The organism is Methylobacterium sp. 13MFTsu3.1M2 (assembly GCF_900112625.1).
In the GTDB taxonomy this organism is placed as follows: Bacteria; Pseudomonadota; Alphaproteobacteria; order Rhizobiales; family Beijerinckiaceae; genus Methylobacterium.
In genome coordinates this window covers 67,107-86,305 of record NZ_FOMM01000027.1, presented here as the reverse complement: position 1 = coordinate 86,305, position 19,199 = coordinate 67,107, and the positions used below count along the sequence as shown (strand labels likewise).

Here is a 19,199-nt window from a genome sequence, read left to right as displayed (position 1 = left end):
ACTGGGATGATCAGTCCATCCGCCGTCGAGATTTGTTCTTCCCCACGACGCTCCGGCATCCGTTCTGCCGAACACCGTCGAGCCGCGAAAGCGGCCGCGCGGATACGGGGCGCGAATTGCCCCCGAGGCTGCCTTTTCGGTCACACCGCGTTCGGGAAGACCCAGATACTGCGCCGGGCGGCCGCGGCTGCGGGAGAATCCGCCCTCACGCCGCCCGGCGGCGCTCCGGGTAGAGCTCGTACAGGCCCTCGCGGCTCGCCGCGCAGATGCCGCGCTCGGTGATGATCCCGGTCACGAGGCGCGACGGCGTCACGTCGAAGGCGGGGTTGGCCACCGGGCTGCCGGGGGAGACGACCTCGATCGTAGCGAAGCCGCCATCGGGCAGCCGGCCCGTCATGTGGGTGACCTCGCGCCCGTCGCGCTCCTCGATCGGGATCTCCTTCACCCCGTCGTCGAGGGTCCAGTCGATGGTCGAGAACGGCAGGGCGGCGTAGAACGGCACGCCGTTGTCGTGGGCCGCCAGCGCCTTCAGGTAGGTGCCGATCTTGTTGCAGACGTCGCCGCTCGCCGTGGTCCGGTCCGAGCCGACGATGCAGAGATCGACGCCGCCGTGCTGCATGAGGTGGCCGCCGGCATTGTCGGCGATGACCGTGTGCGGCACGCCGTGGCCGTTCAGCTCGAAGGCCGTGAGCGCGGCGCCCTGGCTGCGCGGCCGGGTCTCGTCGACCAGGACGTGGACCGGCACGCCCCGCTCGTGGGCGGCGTAGATCGGCGCGAGCGCCGTGCCCCAGTCCACCGTCGCCAGCCAGCCGGCATTGCAGTGGGTCAGGACCGTGACCGGCCGGTCGCCGCCCCTTGCCGCGTGGAGGTCGGCGATGATCTGGCCGCCGTGGGCGCCGATCGAGCGGCAGCTCGCCACGTCCTCCTCGGCGATGCGGCCGGCCTCCGCGAAGGCGCGGGCGAAGCGCTCGTCCGGCGCGACCTGGCGCAGGTTGGTGGAGACCCGGTCCAGTGCCCAGCGCAGGTTGATCGCGGTCGGCCGCGTCGCCGCGAGGGTCGCCACCGCCCGGTCGATCCCGTCGTGGGACGCGTCGGCGCGCATGGCGAGCGCCAGCCCGTAGGCGGCCGTGACGCCGATCAGCGGCGCGCCCCGCACGATCATCGTGCGGATCGCCACCGCGGCGTCCTCCAGCGTGGCGAGGCGCTTCAGCTCGAACGCGAAGGGCAGGCGGGTCTGGTCGATCACCTGGACGCTGAGGCCGTCCGGGTCCGGGAAGATCGTGCGGTAGGGCTGGCCGTCGATGTTCATGGCCGCTCCTGTGCCACAGCGGGGCGGATTTTGCACCCGTGGGCGCGGACGGCGACAGCCTGGGGATGCGCGGCCGGGCGCCGGTGAGCCTTCCTCAACCTTAGCAGGTCGTTAAGGGGGTCGTGCCTAGCCTCGGGGGTAAGTCCCCGTCCTGCGTCCGGTCCCGCATGCGCTCGCTTCGCCGTCCCGCATCGCCCTACGAGACTTTCGTCGACAGCGTTCGCCCGTTCCTGGGCAAGCGCCTGACGGAGCTCGGCGGCTTCGTGCTGTTCACCGGCGCGGTCGCGCTGACCGTGGCCCTGGCCACGTGGTCGATCGACGACCCGAGCCTCAACCACGCCACCGACCACGCCGCCCACAACGTCCTCGGCCAGCCGGGCGCCGTCGTGGCCGACCTCGCCATGCAGATCCTGGGCCTGGGTTCCCTGGCCTTCGTGCTGCCGCCGGTGCTCTGGGGCATCCGGCTGATGCGGGAGCGCAACCTGCCCGAGGGCGGGCTGCGCATCGCCCTCTGGATCATCGGCTTCTGCGCCGCGAGCGCGGTGGCGAGCGCGCTCCCGCCGACGACCCGCTGGCCGCTGCCCACCGGCCTCGGCGGCGTGGCCGGCGACGGCCTGCTGTCGATGGCGCGGGTGATCGTCGGCGCGGTCTCGTCGGCGGCGGCCCACCTCGTCGGCTTCGGCTACGCCGCCGTGGCGATCCTCAGCCTGACCGGCGCCTGCCGGTTCGGCGCCGTCGAGGAGGACAGCTTGCACGACGATCCCTACCCCGTCCGGCGCGCGCCGGCGCGGGGCCGGGATTCGGGCCGCGACGAGCGCGAGGATTCCGACGAGCCGAGCCTCGGCCTCGTGGGTGTCGGCGCCCTGGCGCAGGGGCTGATGGGCCTGCGCGGCGCCGCGGCCGACCGGATCGCCGCGTGGCGCGCCGGCCGGGCCGAGCCGATCGACGGCGCGTCGCCCGCCCTCGCGGCCCGCCGCGCCTTCACGGACGCCGATCTCCCCTGGGCCGAGCACCTGCCCGAGGGCCGGCAGGCCGGCGCGAGCCGGCGCGAGCCCGTCTTCGACGCGTCCGAGGACGCCCCCGCGGCGCCGGCCCGCCGCGCCGCACCGCCGCGGGACGACGCGGAGGACGATCCGGACGCGTTCGAGGCGCCGCAGCGCCCGGTCCCGCCGCGGGCCGAGCCCACCGCGTCCCGGGTGGCGCCGCCGCCCGCAGCGCCCGTGCCGGCACGGCGCGCGCCCGCGCCGCCCGTCCGTCCCGAGGATTACGCCCTGCCCGCCCTCGACCTGCTTGCGGCCCCCCGCGGCCCGTCCCAGGCGAGCCTGATCTCGGCGGACGCGCTGGAGCAGAACGCCACGCTGCTGGAGGCGACCCTCGGCGATTTCGGCGTGCGCGGCGACATCCTGGCGGTGCGGCCGGGCCCGGTCGTCACCCTCTACGAGCTCGAGCCCGCGCCCGGCACCAAGTCCAGCCGCGTGATCGCGCTCGCCGACGACATCGCCCGGTCGATGTCGGCGGTCTCGGCCCGCGTCGCGGTCGTGCCCGGCCGGAACGCCATCGGCATCGAATTGCCGAACGCCAAGCGCGAGACGGTCTACCTGCGCGAGCTCCTGGCCTCGACGGACTTCGCCGAGAGCAAGCACAAGCTGGCGCTGTGCCTGGGCAAGAACATCGGCGGCGAGCCGATCATCGCCGACCTCGCGCGCATGCCGCACCTCCTGGTCGCCGGCACGACCGGCTCGGGCAAGTCGGTGGCGATCAACACCATGATCCTGTCGCTGCTCTACCGGCTGAAGCCCGAGGAGTGCCGCCTGATCATGGTCGACCCGAAGATGCTGGAGCTGTCGGTCTACGACGGCATCCCGCACCTGCTCTCCCCGGTCGTGATCGACCCCAAGAAGGCGGTCATCGCCCTCAAGTGGGCCGTGCGCGAGATGGAGGAGCGTTACAAGAAGATGGCCAAGATCGCGGTGCGGAACATCGACGGCTACAATGCCCGGGTGGCGGAGGCGGGGGCGCGGGGCGAGGTGCTGACGCGGACGGTGCAGACCGGCTTCGATCGCCACACCGGCGAGGCGGTGTTCGAGGAGGAGGCGATGGATCTGGCGCCGCTGCCGTACATCGTGATCGTGGTCGACGAGATGGCCGACCTGATGATGGTGGCCGGCAAGGACATCGAGGGGGCGATCCAGCGTCTGGCGCAGATGGCGCGGGCGGCGGGCATCCACCTGATCATGGCGACGCAGCGCCCGTCGGTGGACGTGATCACCGGGACGATCAAGGCGAACTTCCCGACCCGGATCAGCTTCCAGGTGACGAGCAAGATCGACAGCCGCACGATCCTGGGCGAGATGGGCGCCGAGCAGCTTCTGGGCCAGGGCGACATGCTGTTCATGGCCGGGGGCGGGCGCACGACGCGGGTGCACGGGCCGTTCTGCTCGGACAGTGAGGTCGAGAGCGTGGTCGCCCACCTCAAGCGCCAGGGCCGTCCCAGCTACCTCGACGCCGTCACCGCCGACGACGAGGAGGGCGCGACCGAGAAGGGCGGCGGCAAGGGCAAGGCCGGCGCCGCGGAGCTCGAACTCGACGGCGCGGTGTTCGATCAGGGCTCCTTCGGCGAGGCCGGCGGCGACCTCTACGATCAGGCCGTGCAGGTGGTGCTGCGCGATCAGAAGGCGTCGACGAGCTACATTCAGCGCCGCCTGCAGATCGGCTACAACCGCGCCGCCTCGCTCATGGAGCGGATGGAGATCGAGGGCATCGTCGGCCCGGCCAACCACGCCGGCAAGCGCGAGATCCTGGTCGAGGAGGCGGTCGGCTGAGAGCGCGGGCCTGCCGCGCTCGCGGCACCCCCTCCCCCGTGCGGCCGACGCGTGTTCGCGGTGCGCCCTGCGACGGAGCACGACGCGCCCCCTCTCCCGCACGGGAGAGGGGACCCGCGCTCTCGATCTCAGGGACGGAGAGACCGCGAGCGCGTGCAGCCGGCAGCTCAGCGGGAGAGGCCGCGCGGATCGGATCACCGTATTCGGCCAGCCCCCGCCCAACCCGAAAAATTTCGCGCGGCGCGGAACCGGCCCTTCGCTCGCACGTTACGCGCGTGCGAGGCCTGGAAACGGGCTCGCCTTGAGGGCGCCGGGCACGGTGTCCGGCGCTGCTTGTAGTCACGTTGCTCGTCGGAGGATGTGGTTATGAGGACGTACGACGTTTCGCCCCTGTTCCGGTCGTCCATCGGGTTCGACCGCCTGTTCGAGCTGATCAACCAGGCCGACCGCGTCGAGCCGTCGGCCGCCTGGCCGCCCTACAACATCGAGAAGGTGGCCGAAGACCAGTACCGCATCACCATGGCGGTCGCGGGCTTCACGCCGGACGAGATCGAGCTGACCCAGCAGGACACCACGCTCCTCGTCTCGGGTCAGAAGGCCGCCCAGGAGGGTGAGAAGCACTATCTCTACCGCGGCATCGCGGCCCGCACGTTCCGCCAGACGTTCAATCTGGCCGAGCACGTGAAGGTCGTGGGCGCGTCGCTGGAGAACGGCCTGCTCACCGTCGCGCTGAAGCGCGAGGTGCCGGAGGCGCTGAAGCCCCGCCGCATCGCCATCGGCGGCACGACGGCCGCGTCCGGCCAGGACAACGCCCCGGCGCAGATCGCCCGCGAGGCCAAGGCAGCCTGACTGGCGGCCTGATCGCACGGCCTGATCCAGTGCCCCGGGCGGCGCGTCCGGGCACACCTGTCGACACGGATGACATCCGTCACGGGTCCGCGGACCCGCGGGCCCGTTCCCACGACTGCACCGCATTCGATGGAGCGAGGACCATGAGCGTGAGAGATCTGATTCCCTGGAACCGCACCCCCGCCCCGGCGCCGACCGCCCTGTCGCAGGAGCCGGCCAGCCCCTTCCTGACGCTGCACCGGGAGATGAACCGCCTGTTCGACGACGTGTTCAGCGGGTTCGGCGGCGTGCCGAGCCTCGCGGGCCGCGGCTTCGGCTGGCCCCATATCGAGCTGGCGGAGGCGGACGGTGCGCTGCGCGTCTCCGCCGAGCTTCCCGGGCTCGATGAGAAGGACGTCGAGCTGCTCATCGCGGACGGCGTCCTGACCCTGAAGGGCGAGAAGCGCGCGGAGTCCACCGACACGGTCCGCGGCTATTCCGAGCGCAGCTACGGCCGCTTCGAGCGGTCGATCGCCCTCCCCGTGCCGGTCGACGAGGACAGGGCCGCGGCGACATTCCGCAACGGCGTCCTCACGGTGACGCTGCCGCGCGCGGCCGAGGCGCCGGAGCGTCGCCGGCGCATCGCCATCAACGGCACCGGCGCGCCGGCCGCCAAGCACTGAGCCGGGCCCTGGGCCGACCCTGGGGGTGACCGCCTGCGCGGTCGCGGACCCGAACGCATGACGCGGCGGCCGGCGCGGCCCGATCGGGCGTGCCGGCCGCCCCAGCCTTTGCTCACGATGAGGAGGGTCGCATGCAGCCGATCGATACCAACCCCGTCCATCCCACGTTCCGTCCCGAGATCGGGCGCGTCGGTCCGGTGGCGGCCGCCAGCCTGAGGCCGCAGGCGGTCGAGCTGTTCGAGGCCTTCTTGGCGCCGGGCGACGTCTTCCGGCATCCCCGGGAGGTGCTGCGCTATCCCGGCCTGTCGCGGGCCGAGAAGCGGGCGATCCTGGCCTCCTGGGCCTCCGACGCCCGCGCGGTCGAGTCCTGCCCGACGCTGCGCTGCCTGCCGGGCTGCCGGGCCGAGCCCGTGCCGCTGAGCGCGATCCTGGAGGCGCTCCAGACGCTCGATGAGGGTTCGGCACCGCCCGCAGCCCCGCCGCCCGAGCCCCCCGTCCCCGCGGCGCTCTTCCGGCGCTGGGAGCGCGGTCCGGCCGGACCGGAGCCCCTGCTGAACTGAGCCGGGGAGGCGCACGATGGCAACCTTCGACCTGCGGGGTGGGCACGGGCTCCTGCCCCGGTCGCGGCGCGGCCGGCGCCGAGGGCCGGCACGGACCACCGACCGTACGGTGCTCGGCCGCTGGTTCCTGTCCGTGGCCCTGTGCCTCGCCCTGGCGGCGCCCTGCCCGGCGCCCGCCCTGCCCTGGGTGCTGGCGGCCCTGCTGAGCCTGTCGGGCTTCGCGTGGCTCGGCCGGGCGATCACCTGGGCCGGTCCGCCGGCCAACGCCCGGCACCTGACCGCCTGGGACGCGGCCCTGCTGTCCTTCGCGGCGAGCTTCGCCGTCCAATCGGCGGCGCGCCTCGGCCTCTTCGGCGGCTGAGCGCGCTCCTCCAGGGAGGCAACTATGCAAGATGGGACGATCGGAATCGGACACGCCATCCCGCCCGGCCCGGCGGCCGCGCGCCTGCCCGACCTGGAGCGCGCCCTGGTCAACCCGGCCGCGGTGTTCGACACCCCGGCCGCGTTGCGCGATCATCCCCGGCTGCTCCCGAGCTGCAAGCGGGAGATCCTGCGGCGCTGGGCCTGGGACGAGCACCTGAAGGAGGTCGCCGCCGCCGAGGGGATGGCCGAGGGCGAGCCGTCGCGGCTCGACGCCGTGAAGGCCGCCCTCCTGGCGCTCGGCGAGGCGCGGCGTCCCGATCCCGCCGCGCCGGCCGCCGCGATCCCGGCGCCCCGGGCGCTCGATCGCGCGGCGGCCTGAGCGCGCCGCGGCCGTCACTCGACCATCACACGACCGAGAACCGGAACTCCGTGGCGGCCGCGAAGGTCTCGCCCGGCCGCAGGACCGCGGAGGGGAAGCCGGGCTGGTTCGGCGCGTCCGGAAAGCCCTGCGTCTCGAAGCAGACGCCGTCGCCCGACCGGTAGATCCGCCCGGACGGGCCGATCAGGCGGCCGTCGAGATTGTTGCCGCTGTAGAGCTGCAGCGCCGGCCGCGTGGTCCAGACGTCGAGCCGCCGCCCGCTGCCGGGATCGACGCAGGTGGCGGCCGGCCGCAGCGTCCCGGCGGCCCCGCGCAGCGCGAAGGTGTGGTCGTAGCCCTTGGCGTAGGTGAGCTGCGTGTCCCCGGCGCGGATCCGCGCCTCCAGGGCCCGCGGCGCGCGGAAATCGAACGGCGTCCCGGCGACCGGCAGCAGCGCGCCGGTGGGGATCTGAGTCGCGTCGGTCGGCGCGAAGGCGTCCGCCTCGATCTGCACGACGTGGCCGAGGACGCCGCCCGCCCCCTCGCCGGCAAGGTTGAAGTAGCTGTGGTTCGTGAGGTTCAGGACCGTGGGCCGGTCGGTCACCGCGGCGTAGTCCACGCGCAGCACGCCCTCCGCGGGCAGGCTGTAGGTGACGCGGAGGTCGAGAGTGCCCGGAAACCCCTCCTCCCCGTCCGGCGAGCGGCGGCTCAGGATGAGGCGCGTCGCGTCGCTGAGTTCCGCCCGCCACAGGCGCCGGCCGAAATTCTCCGGGCCGCCGTGGAGGGTGTTGGGGGCCTCGTTCACCGGCAGCCGGTAGTCGTGCCCGTCGAGGCTGAAGCGCCCGCCCGCGATACGGTTCGCGTAGCGCCCGACGATCGCGCCGAAGCTCGGGCTCACGGTCTCGTAGCCCGCCAGGGTGTCGAGGCCGAGCACGACGTTGGCCGGACGGCCGGTGCGGTCGGGCACCTCGATCGCCGTGACGGCCGCGCCGTACTCGATGACGGCGACGCGCAGGCTGCCCCGGCTCAGGGTGTGGCGGCCGACCGGTCGGCCGTCCGCCGTCGTGCCGAACGGTTCGGCCGGCATCCGGCTAGCGCTTCCAGACCCCGAGCCGCTCGCTCCGGGCGTGGTCCTCGGCCGCGACCAGTTCGGGGCTCGCCTCCGGGGCGGCGCGGCCGCCGCCGTTGAACAGCACCACCTCGGAGAGATCGCGCCCGTCCACGAGGCAGTTCATGTTCGCGCTGCCGGGGGCGGGCTGGCAGGTCACCGACCGGTTGCCGATGTACCGGGCCAGCTCCTCCGCCTGGCCGCCCCGCACCCACTCGACGCCGAACAGATGCACGACCTTGCCGCCGACCTTGAGGGTCGCGGTATCGATCACCTGGGCCTGTCCGGTCACGGCGTTCGGCGGCAGCGGCGCGTCGGGCTCGGGATCGCCGCCTGTCTCGGGGGGCGGCGTCACCGTGTCGGGGGCCGAGGCCGGGGGGCCTGCGGCCCGCGCGTTCGGCGTGGCGCCGCTCGGGGCTTCCGCGCGGGGATCCGTGCGGGAAGCGGTCGGGGCGGCGGGGCGCCCGGATTCCGGCGCGGAGCGGTCCAGCACGAGCCCCGCGGCGAGCACCGCCACCAGGGTGCCGGCGACGGCGCCGAGGAGCAGCCGGCGCTGCCGGCGCGCGCCGTCATCGATCCCGCCCCCGCCGAGGCTGAGGCGGTCGCGCACGTGGCCGAGGCCGTCGCGCAGCGTCTCGCCGAACCGTCCGGGACCGCTGTTCCAGGCCGCCGCCGGATCCGCGCCCGCGGCCGGCCCGGCCTCCGCGTCGACGGGCGGGCGGGCGAAGCGTCCGCGCAGGTTCGTCCGCAGGCTGGCGAACCGGCCGGCGGCGGTCTGCGCCAGCACGCGGCCCTGCTCGGAGGAGCGCTCCGCCAGGGAGCGCGCCCGCTCGGACTGGGTCCCGACGAAGCGGGCGGTCGCGGCCTTCATCTCGTAGGCACCGCTCAGCAGGGACGAGTCCCGGGCCTCCTCGGCGGTCGCCGGGGCCGGTTCGGGCTCGGGCTCCGGCGGCAGGAACAGGGCGGGATGGCGCGCGCGCAGCTCCGCGACGAGGTCCGCCAGGGTCATCGGCTCGGACGTGCCCTCCCGCCGCCGCGCGGCCCCGTGGCGGTCGAGGACGCGGAGGCCGGTCCCGGACTCGTCCGGGGCGCAGGCGGCCTCGGCCAGGAGCTCCAGGGTCCGGACCGCGACGGGGCGCGGACGCGCGCGCGCGATCTCGGCCCGGATCATCTCGCGCAGGGCGAGGCGGCCGGGACTGTCGAGAACTGGCCGGGCCAGCTCCGTCTCCTGTTGCTCCACCACCGTTGAAGACGTCATTCACCCGATCCCGGCATCACCGACGCGCGGCGCGAAGGAAGCTCGATCGCGCCTCCCGACGAAGGGCGCCCGCGGGCGCCCCACCCGCAGGACCGATCCCGCGACGCGCCCCGCCGCACGCTTCCCTCGCGGGCGCCCTTTTAGCCGCCCTTGCAGGCGTTCTTGTAGGGCCGCCGCACACCCCGCGCGAGCCCGTGCCCGCCGCGGGGTGGCCGACCGCGACGCGCGGCTCTTACGCCTTGCCGGGCGAGGCGGCCAGGGTTCCGGCCTGGATGCTCCGCCGCAGGACGCGACCGGTCTCGCCGAGGATGTAGGGCCGCGTCCCGGCGAAACCCACCTCCAGGACCAACTCGGCCTCGCCGCTGGACACGGCGCCCCGGCCCGGATTGGCTGTGCGGAAATCGACGATCGTGCGGATCGTGCAGGTCTCGGTGTCGCAGGCGGCGCGCATCGCCCGCGGCTCGTAGCGCCGCTCGGGCCAGCGCTGGACGAAGCTGCGCTTCTCGGCGACCAGGGCCGCCGTGGTGATCGGCCGCCCGTAGAAGCGCACGCGGGTCGCGTAGTACTGGGTCGCGGCCCCGACCATGGTGTCGCTCGGACCCGAGACGGTGGCGAGGTAGCTCGTCGTCAGCGCCCGGGCGGCGGCCACGCGCTCCGCCGACGCGCCCGGCGCCGGGGCGGTCGCGGCCGGCGTCTCGGCGAGCCGGTGCGGGTGGCGCGCGGGGTGGTGCAGGTGTTCCCGGACCGGCGGACGCTCCAGGGCGGCCGCCCGCTTCGGTCCCGGCGCCCGCGTGGCTGCCGCCTTCGGCAGGGCGTCCTCGCCCGGCTCGGGTCTGGCGGCCTGCCGGACCGGCTCGGCGGCGCGCACCGGCGCTTTCGCCGCGTCCTTCGTCGATTCCTTCGCCGCCTCCTGCGCCGATTCCTTCCCCGGACCCTGCGCGGAACCCTGCGCCTGCGCGGCGGCCCGGGGCGGCGGGTCGACCCAGGCGCTCTGGGCGGCGGCACCGCCCGCGAGGGTGAACGGCAGGAGCATGCCGAGGGCGAGGGCCTGGGGACGGACGGGACGTGTGGCGGACATCGGTGCCTTCCTGGCGGCCGGGGCGGGCATCATGGAGAACGCGCTCGCGTGGGTCGGGGGTTCCACGAAGGGCTCGGGCGCGCCCACATCCTGCCGAACTCCGCGACGGCGACCAGCCCGGAATTGCGGGGATGATGGGGTTGCGTTCGTGCGTTTGGGTACCAAGTCGGGGACAGACTTGGCCTTTGGCCGGTCCCGGGTTCCCCTACCGCGTTCCAGACTGCCCGCTCCCCCGTGCACCGAGGCTCCCTTGGCCCGACCTGAGACCGAGTCGCCCTCCGGCCCGCTTCCCTGGAGCGCGCGATGAGCACGCAGCCGCGCCGGGCCCTGCTGCTCTGCAACGCCAAGGCGCGCAACGGCGCCCTGGATCTCGACGAGGTGCGGGAGATCCTGCGGGCGGGCGGCATCGAGCCGGAGGAGCCGCCGCCGGAAGCCGATTGCCGCGACGTGATCCGCGAGCGGGCCGGCGCGGTCGATCTCGTGATCCTGGGCGGCGGCGACGGCACCATGAACTACGCCGCGCCCGCGCTGGTGGCGAGCGGCCTGCCCTTCGCGATCCTGCCGCTCGGCACGGCGAACGACCTCGCCCGCTCCCTCAACCTGCCGCTCGACCCCCTGGCGGCGGCCCGCTTCATCCCGACCGCCCAGGCGCGGCCGGTGGATCTCGGCTGGGTCAACGGCCACTACTACTTCAACGTGGCGAGCATCGGCTTCTCGGCGGAGCTCGCGGGCGAGCTGACGTCCGAATCGAAGAAGACCTGGGGCGTCCTCGGCTACGCGGTGGCGGCCGTCCGGGTCTTGCGCCGGGTCCGGCCTTTCACGGTGACGATCGAGCACGACGGCGTGGTGGAGAAGGTCACCACGATCCAGGTTTCGGTCGGCAACGGGCGCCACTACGGCGGCGGCATGACCGTGGAGGAGAGTGCCGCGGTCGACGACGGCAAGCTCGATTTCTACAGCCTGGAGATCAAGCACTGGTGGCGGCTCCTCGCGCTGCTGCCCGCCCTGCGGCGGGGCACGCATGGACGGGCCGCCGACGTGCGGGCGTTCCACACCCAGGAGATCCGGCTCTCGACCCGCAGGCCCCGGCCGGTGAACACCGACGGCGAGCTGACCACGCACACGCCCGCCCATTTCAAGGTCTTCCCGAAGATCCTGCAGGTCCTGGCGCCCGAACCGGTGCGCGGACCGGCCCCCTTCGACCTGACGGCCCTCGGGAGCCGCCTGTTCCCGACCAGCGAGGCACCGCGCCCGTGACCGATCTGCTCCAGCTCGCCAGTCAGCCCGCCGTCTGGGCTGCCCTCGCCACGCTCGTGGTGATGGAGGTGGTGCTCGGCATCGATAACCTGATCTTCATCTCGATCCTGACCAACAAGCTGCCGCCCGAGCATCAGACGCGGGCGCGGCGCATCGGGATCGGGCTGGCGCTGATCCTGCGGCTGGGGCTGCTCGGCACGGTGGCGTTCATCGTGCACCTGACCGAGCCGGTCTTCTCGGTGCTGGGCCAGGACTTCTCCTGGCGCGACATGATCCTGATCGGCGGCGGCCTGTTCCTGCTCTGGAAGGCGACCAAGGAGATTCACCACACGGTGGATCCGGAGCCCGAGACCCCGGGCGTGACCGGCGGCACGATCGGCTTCGGCGCGGCGATCGGCCAGATCCTGCTCCTCGACCTCGTCTTCTCCATCGACTCGATCATCACCGCGGTCGGCATGACCGAGCACGTGCCGGTGATGATGGTGGCGGTCGTGGTCGCCGTGGTGGTGATGCTGGTCGCCGCCGAGCCGCTCTCGGCCTTCATCGCCCGGAACCCCACCGTGGTGATGCTGGCCCTCGGCTTCCTGATCATGATCGGCATGACGCTGATCGCCGAGGGGTTCGGCGCGCACGTGCCGAAGGGCTACATCTACACCGCCATGGCCTTCTCGGCCGGCGTCGAGGGCCTCAACATGTTGGCCCGCCGGCGCCGCCGTCCCGCCCGGGACGGCGCCCCCGCGTCGACCGGTCCGGCGCGGCGCGCCTGAGAGGGAGCGACCGTCATGCGGATCCGCGCGGCCCTCCTCCTCCTGCTCCTCCCCGCCGCCGTCCACGCGGAGACGAAACCGATGGCGCCCGATCCGACGGTCCTGCACGACCTCGCCCCCACCGGCACGCTGCGGGCGGCGATCAACCTCGGCAATCCGGTCCTGGCCCAGGCCGGCGCCGACGGCCCCGCGGGGGTGTCGGTCGACCTCGCGCGGGCGCTGGCGGCCCGACTCGGCGTGCCGGTGGCGTTCGTGACCTTCCCGGGGGCCGGCGCGGTCTCGGGCTCGGCGGGCTCCGGGACCTGGGACATCTGCTTCCTGGCGATCGACCCGAAGCGGGCCGAGGGGATCGCCTTCACGGAGCCCTACGTGCTGATCGCCGGCAGCTACCTCGTGCCGGCCGCCTCGCCGATCCGCTCCCCGGAGGCCGTGGACCGCGACGGCGTGCGCGTCTCGGTGGGGCGCGGGAGCGCCTACGACCTGTTCCTGAGTCGCGCGCTGCAGCACGCGACCCTGGTGCGGGCGCCGACCTCGGCCGAGGCGGTCACGGCCTTCGCCCGGGACGGGCTCGACGTCGCGGCCGGCGTCCACCAGCCCCTCGCCGCCCACGCGGCGGCCCACCCGGAGGTGCGGCTGCTGCCGGGGCACTTCATGGAGATCCCGCAGGCGATGGGAATGCCGGTCGGGCATCCGGCCGGCGCCGCGTATCTCGCGGATTTCGTCGCGCGGGCGAAGCGGGACGGGCTGGTGCGGCGCGGCCTGGAGGCCAGCGGACAGGATCCGGAGCTGGCGGCGCCATGAGCGGCGGCCCGGATTGCCGAGCCTGTCCCCGGGCGCGGCGCCTTCACCGAGAGTGAGCTCTTCCGGCAGGAGTCGCGCGCTCCGTCATCGCGAGCGCAGCGAAGTGACCCAGGGCAGCGCGACTTCTCGGTGACCGTGGCGCGACCCTGGATCGCTTCGCTGCGCTCGCGAGGACGGCGGGATCGAAGCCACCGAGGGGGCGCCGGATCACACCACCAGGTTCACGATCCGCCCCGGAACGACGATCACCTTCCGCGGCGCCTTGCCCTCCAGCACCTTCTGGACGGCCTCCAGCGCCAGGGTCGCGGCCTCCACGGCCTTGGCGTCGGCGTCCCGCGGCACGGTCACGTCCGCGCGCTTCTTGCCGTTGATCTGGACCGGCAGGGTGATCTCGTCCTCGACCAGGAGCCCCGCCTCGGTCTCGGGCCAGGGCGCCTGGGCGACGAGGCCGCCGCGACCGAGGACGGACCAGCACTCCTCGGCGAGGTGCGGCATCATCGGGGCGATGAGCTGCACCAGGATGCCGGCCGCCTCCTGGGCGGCACCGGCCGAGACCGGCCCGCGCAGGCCGTCCTCCAGGGCGTTGGCCAGGGTGTAGATGTGGGCGACGCAGCGGTTGAAGCGCAGGCGCTCGATATCGTCCTGCACGGAGGCGAGCGCCCGGTGGGCCGCCTTGCGCAGGGTCAGGTCCGCGGCGCCGTCGCCCGCCGCCTGCCCGGCCGCGTTGACCAGGCGCCAGACCTTCTGGACGAAGCGGGCCGCGCCCTGCACGCCCTCCTCGGTCCAGATCACGTCGCGCTCGGGCGGCGAGTCGGACAGCATGAACCAGCGCGCCGTGTCGGCCCCGTAGCTGGCGATGATGTCGTCGGGGTCGACCACGTTCTTCTTCGACTTCGACATCTTCTCGATCGGGCCGATCGCGACCGGCGCCTGAGTTTTCACGTGAAACGCGCGGCGCTCGCCCTCCTCGGTGGCGAAGCGGATCTCGGCCGGGGGCACCCAGGCGCCGGACGCGTCCTTGTAGGTCTCGTGGACGACCATGCCCTGCGTGAACAGGCCGGCGAACGGCTCGGCCACGCCGGCCCAGCCGGTCTCGCGCATCGCCCGCATGAAGAACCGGGCGTAGAGCAGGTGCAGGATCGCGTGCTCGATGCCGCCGATATACTGGTCCACCGCCAGCCAGCGGTCGACCACGGCCCGGTCGGTGGGCGCGTCCGCCAGCCAGGGCGCGGTGAAGCGCGCGTAGTACCAGGACGAGTCGACGAACGTGTCCATCGTGTCGGTCTCGCGCCGGGCCGGCGCGCCGCAATGCGGGCAGGGCACGTTCCGCCACGCCGCGTCGCGCTCCAGCGGGTTGCCGGGCTGATCGAACGACACCTCCTCGGGGAGCTTCACCGGCAGGTCGGCCACCGGCACCGGGACCGGGCCGCAGCTGTCGCAGTGGATGATCGGGATCGGGCAGCCCCAGTAGCGCTGCCGGGAGACGCCCCAGTCGCGCAGGCGGAACTGGACCTTGCGCCGGGCGACCCCCTCCCCTTCGAGGCGCCGGGCCACGGCCTCGAAGGCCTCGTCCGTGCGCATCCCGTCGAGGAAGCGCGAGTTGATCATCCGCCCGTCCTCGACATAGGCGGTGTCGGTGATCACGAAGCTCGCCGGATCCTGCCCTTCCGGGCAGACCACGGGCGTGTTGCCGAGCCCGTACTTGTTGGCGAAATCGAGGTCGCGCTGGTCGTGCGCCGGGCAGCCGAACACCGCGCCGGTGCCGTACTCCATGAGCACGAAGTTCGCCACGTAGACCGGCAGCTCCCAGGACGGGTCCAGGGGATGGCGGACGGTCAGGCCGGTGTCGAAGCCGTGCTTCTCGGCGGTGTCGATGGCGGCCTGGGCGGTGCCGGTGCGACGGCACTCCTCGATGAAGGTCTGCAGCTCCGGCCGTCCCTCGGCCAGCGCGGCGGCCAGGGGATGGTCGGCGGCGATCGCCAGGAACTTGGCGCCGAACAGGGTGTCGGGCCGGGTCGTGTAGACGGTCACCGGATCGGCCGCGCCGGCCACCGGCCGGGCCAGGGCGAACTGAACCTCCAGGCCCTCCGAGCGGCCGATCCAGTTCTTCTGCATCAGCCGGACCTTCTCGGGCCAGCGGTCCAGCCCGTCCAGGGCGGTCAGCAGGTCCTCGGCGAAGTCGGTGATCTTGAAGAACCACTGGGTCAGCTCGCGCTGCTCCACCAGCGCGCCGGAGCGCCAGCCGCGGCCGTCGATCACCTGCTCGTTGGCCAGCACCGTGTGGTCCACCGGGTCCCAGTTCACCTTCGCGGTGCGGCGGGTGACGAGGCCCTTGGCCAGGAAGTCCAGGAACATGCGCTGCTGGTGCTTGTAGTAGTCGGGATCGCAGGTCGCGATCTCCCGGCTCCAGTCGAGCGACAGGCCCATGGCCTTCAGCTGGTCGCGCATCGACGCGATGTTGGCGTAGGTCCAGTCCCGTGGGTTGACCTTGCGCTCCATGGCGGCGTTCTCGGCCGGCAGGCCGAAGGCGTCCCAGCCCATCGGGTGCAGCACGTTGAAGCCGCGGGCGCGCTTGTAGCGGGCGACCACGTCGCCCATCGCGTAGTTGCGGACGTGGCCCATGTGGATGCGCCCCGACGGGTAGGGGAACATCTCGAGCACGTAGTATTTCGGGCGGCCGTCGGCATTGTCGGTCTCGAACAGCCGCTTCTCGGCCCAGGCCTCCTGCCAGCGCGGCTCGGCATCCTTGGCGTTGTAGCGCTCGACGGGCTGGGGGGCGGTGCTGGCGGTCATGGATCCGGCTGCGTCAGGGGCTCGTCGGTCATTCCGAAGGATGACCACGGCACGGTCGCGCCGCGATAGCATATCTGCGCCGCAGCCGGTCAACGCGGCGCGCGATTCGGGCTTGCGCGGGGCGCGCGAACGCATAGGTCGGCGGGGATCAGGCGCGACGACGACGCGCGCCGAGGCTCATACCACGCAGACCGACGCCCGGCAGCGACAGGACAGGCACGCCATGGACGACGCGACGACCGGCACGAACGCCCCTCCGACCGACGGGATGGGACAGAGGACCGACAAGCTTCCCGTCGGTCAGGCCGATGTCGCGGCCGGGCTCGCCGAGGTGCGCGCCGCCATCGCCCGCGCGGCCGAGGATTCGGAGCGCGACCCGGCCGAAGTGCAACTCGTGGCGGTCTCCAAGACCGTCCCGGCCGAGGGCATCCTGCCGGCGCTGAAGGCCGGCCATCGCGTCTTCGGCGAGAACTACGTCCAGGAATCCACCGCGAAGTGGCCGGCCCTCCGCCACCGCTTCCCGGACGTGGAGCTGCACCTCGTCGGGCCGCTGCAATCCAACAAGGCCCGGGAGGCGGTCGCCTTGTTCGACGTGATCCACTCCCTCGACCGGCTGTCGCTCGCGGCGGCCCTGGCCAAGGAGATCGAGCGGTCCGGCCGGACCCCGAAGCTGCTCATCCAGGTCAACACCGGCGCGGAGCCGCAGAAGGGCGGCGTGCTCCCGGACCAGCTCGCCACCCTCCTCTCGGAGTGCCGGGAGACCCACGGGCTGGCGATCCAGGGCTTGATGTGCATCCCGCCCGCGGACGACCCGCCCTCGGCCCATTTCGCCCTGCTGGCCCGGCTCGCCCACGAGCACAACCTGCCGATCCTCTCCATGGGCATGAGCGCGGACTTCCCGGCGGCGATCCAGCTCGGCGCCACCCATGTCCGGGTCGGGACCGCGATCTTCGGGGCCCGGACCCGGAAGGCATGACGCCGGGCCCGGGCCTCAACCTGGGCCCGGGCCTCAGCCGATCCGCAGGTGCGTCCGTGGCCCGAGGCGCCCGAGCAGGCGCAGGAGATCGGCCCGGGCCAGGGCGACGCAGCCCTCCGTGGGGCGGTACCCGTCCCGGGCGATGTGCAGGAAGATCGCCGAGCCCCGCCCCTTCCGGATCGGGGCGCGGTTGTAGTCGAGGTCGATCACCACGTCGTAGAGCCCGTCGCCCCGCCACATCGCTTCGGCGCTGACCCCCGGGGCCGGCAGGCGGATCGGCCGGTTGTAGCGGCGGTCCCGGCTCTCGTCGCACCAGCCGTCGTCGGGGCGGGTCGCCCGCAGGGGCAGCAGCGTGCGCGGCCGGACCGCGAGGTGGTCGGGCCGGTACGCGCCGCCGCGCAGGCGGAAGCGCCCGCGCGGCGAGCCGCCGTCGCCCTCGCGCTTGTCGCCGACGATCCCGCCCGCCCCGAGGGCGCAGGGAATCACCGCCGGGCCGACGAGGAGCTGCCCGCGCCGCCGGTCCCCGACGAGGGCGCGGACGCGGATCTCCCCCACGGTCAGGCGGATGGGTCCCCTGCTCGGCCGCCGCATCTCCGTCCTCCCGAATCCGCCCGGTCCCGGGGCCTTATGCCCGGGATCGGTACTTCGAACCGGTGAAAAATTGCGCACAAGGCAACTTCCGGCCACAAAGGATGCTCTATCTCTCGGTTGAACCCGGGCCGCCGAGCCGGGATTCGGGAGCGCGCCAGCCCCCCGCCGCGCCGCGGGGACCGCCGCCGTGATCCCGGAGCGGCGCGCCCCCGATCCCGCAGCCCGTTCGCCGGGGCGCTTGTCACGGCGGCGAAAGGATGCGGAAACACAAGCCTGGGTAGGGTCGTCGCGCGATCCTGCCGAGATCTGACATCATCGCATGCTGCACCCGGCAGGCGGCCCTCGCCCCTCCCGCAGCACGCATTGGGGCCCGGACGATGCCGAATGTCTACCGCCTGCTGATCTGCGACGACGACGCGGTCCTGCGCGATACCCTGACCGAGCAGCTCGATCTCTGCGACGAGTTCACGGTCTTCACCGAGGCCAACGCCACCGACGCGATCCGGCGGGTCGCCGCGGAGCGGATCGACCTCGCCGTCATGGATGTCGGCCTGCCCGACCTCGACGGGCGCGAGGCCGTGCGCCGGATGCGCGCCGCCGGCTTCCGCGGCCCGGTGATCATGCTGACGGCCCAGGATTCCGAGGCGGACCACGTCGAGGGGCTGGAGGCCGGCGCCAACGACTACGTCACCAAGCCGTTCAAGTTCGGCATCCTGCTGGCCCGGATCCGCGCCCACCTGCGCAGCCACGAGGCCTCCGAGGACGCGGTCTTCCAGATCGGCCCGTACACGTTCCGCCCGGGCGCCAAGCTCCTCGTCGGCGAGCGCGGCTCCAAGCTGAAGCTCACCGAGAAGGAGACCGCGATCCTGCGCTTCCTCTACCGGGCGGGCCGGGCCGTGGTGAACCGCGACACCCTGCTGGCCGAGGTCTGGGGCTACAACGCCCAGGTGACCACGCACACGCTGGAGACGCATATCTACCGGCTGCGCCAGAAGATCGAGCCGAACCCCGCCACCGCCGCGATCCTCGTGACCGAGGGCGGCGGATACAAGTTGCTGCCCTGACGAATTGAAGCTTTACGTGTAGGCGATCGGGCGGGTTCGCGTATGCGCAGGGTGGTGAGGCGTTCTTGGGGCTCGACGACGATATCGCGATCCTCGCGGCCGCGCCGCTGTTCGGCTTCCTCGACCGGGACGCCCTGCGCCTGCTGACCTTCGCGGCCGAGCGGCGCGACCTCGCGGACGGCGACCTGCTCTTCGCCCGCGGCGATCCGGCCGATGGCGGCTTCGTGGTGATGGCGGGCACGATCCGCCTGGAGCCCCGGGTTCCGACGGCCGAGCCGGTGCGGGCCGGGCGCTCGGCCCTGATCGGCCAGCTCGCCCTGTTCGTGCGCGGGACGCGCCCGACCGAGGCCCGGGCCGAGGGGAGCGCCGCGGTGATGCGGATCACCCCGATGCTGATGCGCCGCGTGCTGGAGGAGTTCCCCGCCGCCGCGCGGGCCGTCCACGACACCCTGGCGGACGACCTCGCCGGCCTGGTGACCGATCTCGATCAGGTCCGCGAACTGCTCGAGGTCATCGACGGCATCTCCTCAGGTGACAGCTCCGGTGGCCGCTTGTAAGCACGGGCTCCCGCCGCAAGAGTTCT

General features: G+C 73.3%; 18 protein-coding genes. 12 read left to right on the top strand and 6 right to left on the bottom strand.

Annotated elements, in window-relative coordinates; genetic code table 11:
• Nucleotides 1-205: 205 nt before the first annotated feature.
• A complete protein-coding gene (gene mtnA / locus BM314_RS24300) occupies nt 206-1,309 on the bottom strand; it encodes an S-methyl-5-thioribose-1-phosphate isomerase (protein ID WP_091980801.1) in 1,104 nt (367 codons plus the stop codon).
• A gap of 167 nt (nt 1,310-1,476) precedes the next feature.
• On the opposite strand from mtnA, the gene BM314_RS24295 reads away from it, so the two are divergent.
• The 6 genes from BM314_RS24295 to BM314_RS24270 all read left to right on the top strand — a co-directional run bounded on the left by BM314_RS24295 (nt 1,477) and on the right by BM314_RS24270 (nt 6,944).
• Entirely contained in the window at nt 1,477-4,131 is a 2,655-nt protein-coding gene (locus BM314_RS24295; RefSeq protein ID WP_091980798.1) for a DNA translocase FtsK, read from the top strand.
• A gap of 366 nt (nt 4,132-4,497) precedes the next feature.
• Nucleotides 4,498-4,980 carry an Hsp20 family protein gene (locus tag BM314_RS24290; RefSeq protein WP_020094268.1) on the top strand — a complete coding sequence of 161 codons (483 nt, stop codon included), beginning with the start codon at nt 4,498-4,500 and terminating at the stop codon, nt 4,978-4,980.
• Nucleotides 4,981-5,123: 143 nt separating this feature from the next.
• Nucleotides 5,124-5,642, top strand: coding sequence for an Hsp20/alpha crystallin family protein (locus tag BM314_RS24285; RefSeq protein WP_091980797.1), 519 nt, complete (start codon nt 5,124-5,126; stop codon nt 5,640-5,642).
• Between the two features lie 131 nt (nt 5,643-5,773).
• A complete protein-coding gene (locus BM314_RS24280; RefSeq protein ID WP_091980795.1) occupies nt 5,774-6,202 on the top strand; it encodes a hypothetical protein in 429 nt (142 codons plus the stop codon).
• 16 nt (nt 6,203-6,218) lie between these two features.
• Nucleotides 6,219-6,563 (top strand): hypothetical protein, encoded by a 345-nt coding sequence (locus tag BM314_RS24275; RefSeq protein WP_091980792.1) that lies wholly within the window; start codon nt 6,219-6,221, stop codon nt 6,561-6,563.
• Nucleotides 6,564-6,587: 24 nt separating this feature from the next.
• Nucleotides 6,588-6,944, top strand: a complete 357-nt coding sequence (locus BM314_RS24270; RefSeq protein WP_244540023.1) for a hypothetical protein — start codon at nt 6,588-6,590, stop codon at nt 6,942-6,944.
• Nucleotides 6,945-6,969: 25 nt separating this feature from the next.
• Here BM314_RS24270 and BM314_RS24265 read toward each other — a convergent pair whose 3' ends face one another.
• The 3 genes from BM314_RS24265 to BM314_RS24255 form a co-directional block, all read right to left on the bottom strand.
• Nucleotides 6,970-8,010, bottom strand: coding sequence for an aldose epimerase family protein (locus BM314_RS24265; RefSeq protein ID WP_091980789.1), 1,041 nt, complete (start codon nt 8,008-8,010; stop codon nt 6,970-6,972).
• Nucleotides 8,011-8,014: 4 nt separating this feature from the next.
• A complete protein-coding gene (locus tag BM314_RS24260) occupies nt 8,015-9,289 on the bottom strand; it encodes a thermonuclease family protein (protein ID WP_091980787.1) in 1,275 nt (424 codons plus the stop codon).
• Nucleotides 9,290-9,521: 232 nt separating this feature from the next.
• Entirely contained in the window at nt 9,522-10,367 is an 846-nt protein-coding gene (locus BM314_RS24255) for a hypothetical protein (protein ID WP_244540022.1), read from the bottom strand.
• A gap of 303 nt (nt 10,368-10,670) precedes the next feature.
• Between BM314_RS24255 and BM314_RS24250 the strand changes: the two genes are divergently transcribed.
• Genes BM314_RS24250 through BM314_RS24240 form a run of 3 tightly spaced genes read left to right on the top strand, consistent with a single transcriptional unit; the run spans nt 10,671 to nt 13,192 of the window.
• Complete coding sequence (locus BM314_RS24250; RefSeq protein ID WP_091980783.1) at nt 10,671-11,624, top strand: lipid kinase; 954 nt, start codon at nt 10,671-10,673, stop codon at nt 11,622-11,624.
• Nucleotides 11,621-12,391, top strand: coding sequence for a TerC family protein (locus tag BM314_RS24245; protein WP_020094277.1), 771 nt, complete (start codon nt 11,621-11,623; stop codon nt 12,389-12,391). Before BM314_RS24250 ends, BM314_RS24245 begins: the two co-directional genes overlap by 4 nt.
• A gap of 15 nt (nt 12,392-12,406) precedes the next feature.
• Nucleotides 12,407-13,192: an ABC transporter substrate-binding protein gene (locus tag BM314_RS24240; RefSeq protein WP_091980781.1), complete on the top strand. Its 786-nt coding sequence runs from the start codon at nt 12,407-12,409 to the stop codon at nt 13,190-13,192.
• A 207-nt stretch (nt 13,193-13,399) separates the two neighbouring features.
• On the opposite strand, the gene leuS is transcribed toward BM314_RS24240, so the two are convergent.
• A complete protein-coding gene (gene leuS / locus BM314_RS24235; protein WP_091980778.1) occupies nt 13,400-15,985 on the bottom strand; it encodes a leucine--tRNA ligase in 2,586 nt (861 codons plus the stop codon).
• Nucleotides 15,986-16,253: 268 nt separating this feature from the next.
• On the opposite strand from leuS, the gene BM314_RS24230 reads away from it, so the two are divergent.
• Nucleotides 16,254-16,961 (top strand): YggS family pyridoxal phosphate-dependent enzyme, encoded by a 708-nt coding sequence (locus tag BM314_RS24230; RefSeq protein WP_170855234.1) that lies wholly within the window; start codon nt 16,254-16,256, stop codon nt 16,959-16,961.
• Between the two features lie 33 nt (nt 16,962-16,994).
• Here BM314_RS24230 and BM314_RS24225 read toward each other — a convergent pair whose 3' ends face one another.
• Entirely contained in the window at nt 16,995-17,552 is a 558-nt protein-coding gene (locus tag BM314_RS24225) for a L,D-transpeptidase family protein (RefSeq protein WP_091980775.1), read from the bottom strand.
• A gap of 377 nt (nt 17,553-17,929) precedes the next feature.
• Here BM314_RS24225 and BM314_RS24220 point away from each other — a divergent pair, with 377 nt between their 5' ends.
• Together BM314_RS24220 and BM314_RS24215 are read left to right on the top strand one after the other, a co-directional pair.
• Nucleotides 17,930-18,616, top strand: a complete 687-nt coding sequence (locus BM314_RS24220; protein WP_020094282.1) for a response regulator transcription factor — start codon at nt 17,930-17,932, stop codon at nt 18,614-18,616.
• Between the two features lie 65 nt (nt 18,617-18,681).
• Complete coding sequence (locus tag BM314_RS24215; RefSeq protein ID WP_020094283.1) at nt 18,682-19,173, top strand: cyclic nucleotide-binding domain-containing protein; 492 nt, start codon at nt 18,682-18,684, stop codon at nt 19,171-19,173.
• Nucleotides 19,174-19,199: the final 26 nt, after the last annotated feature.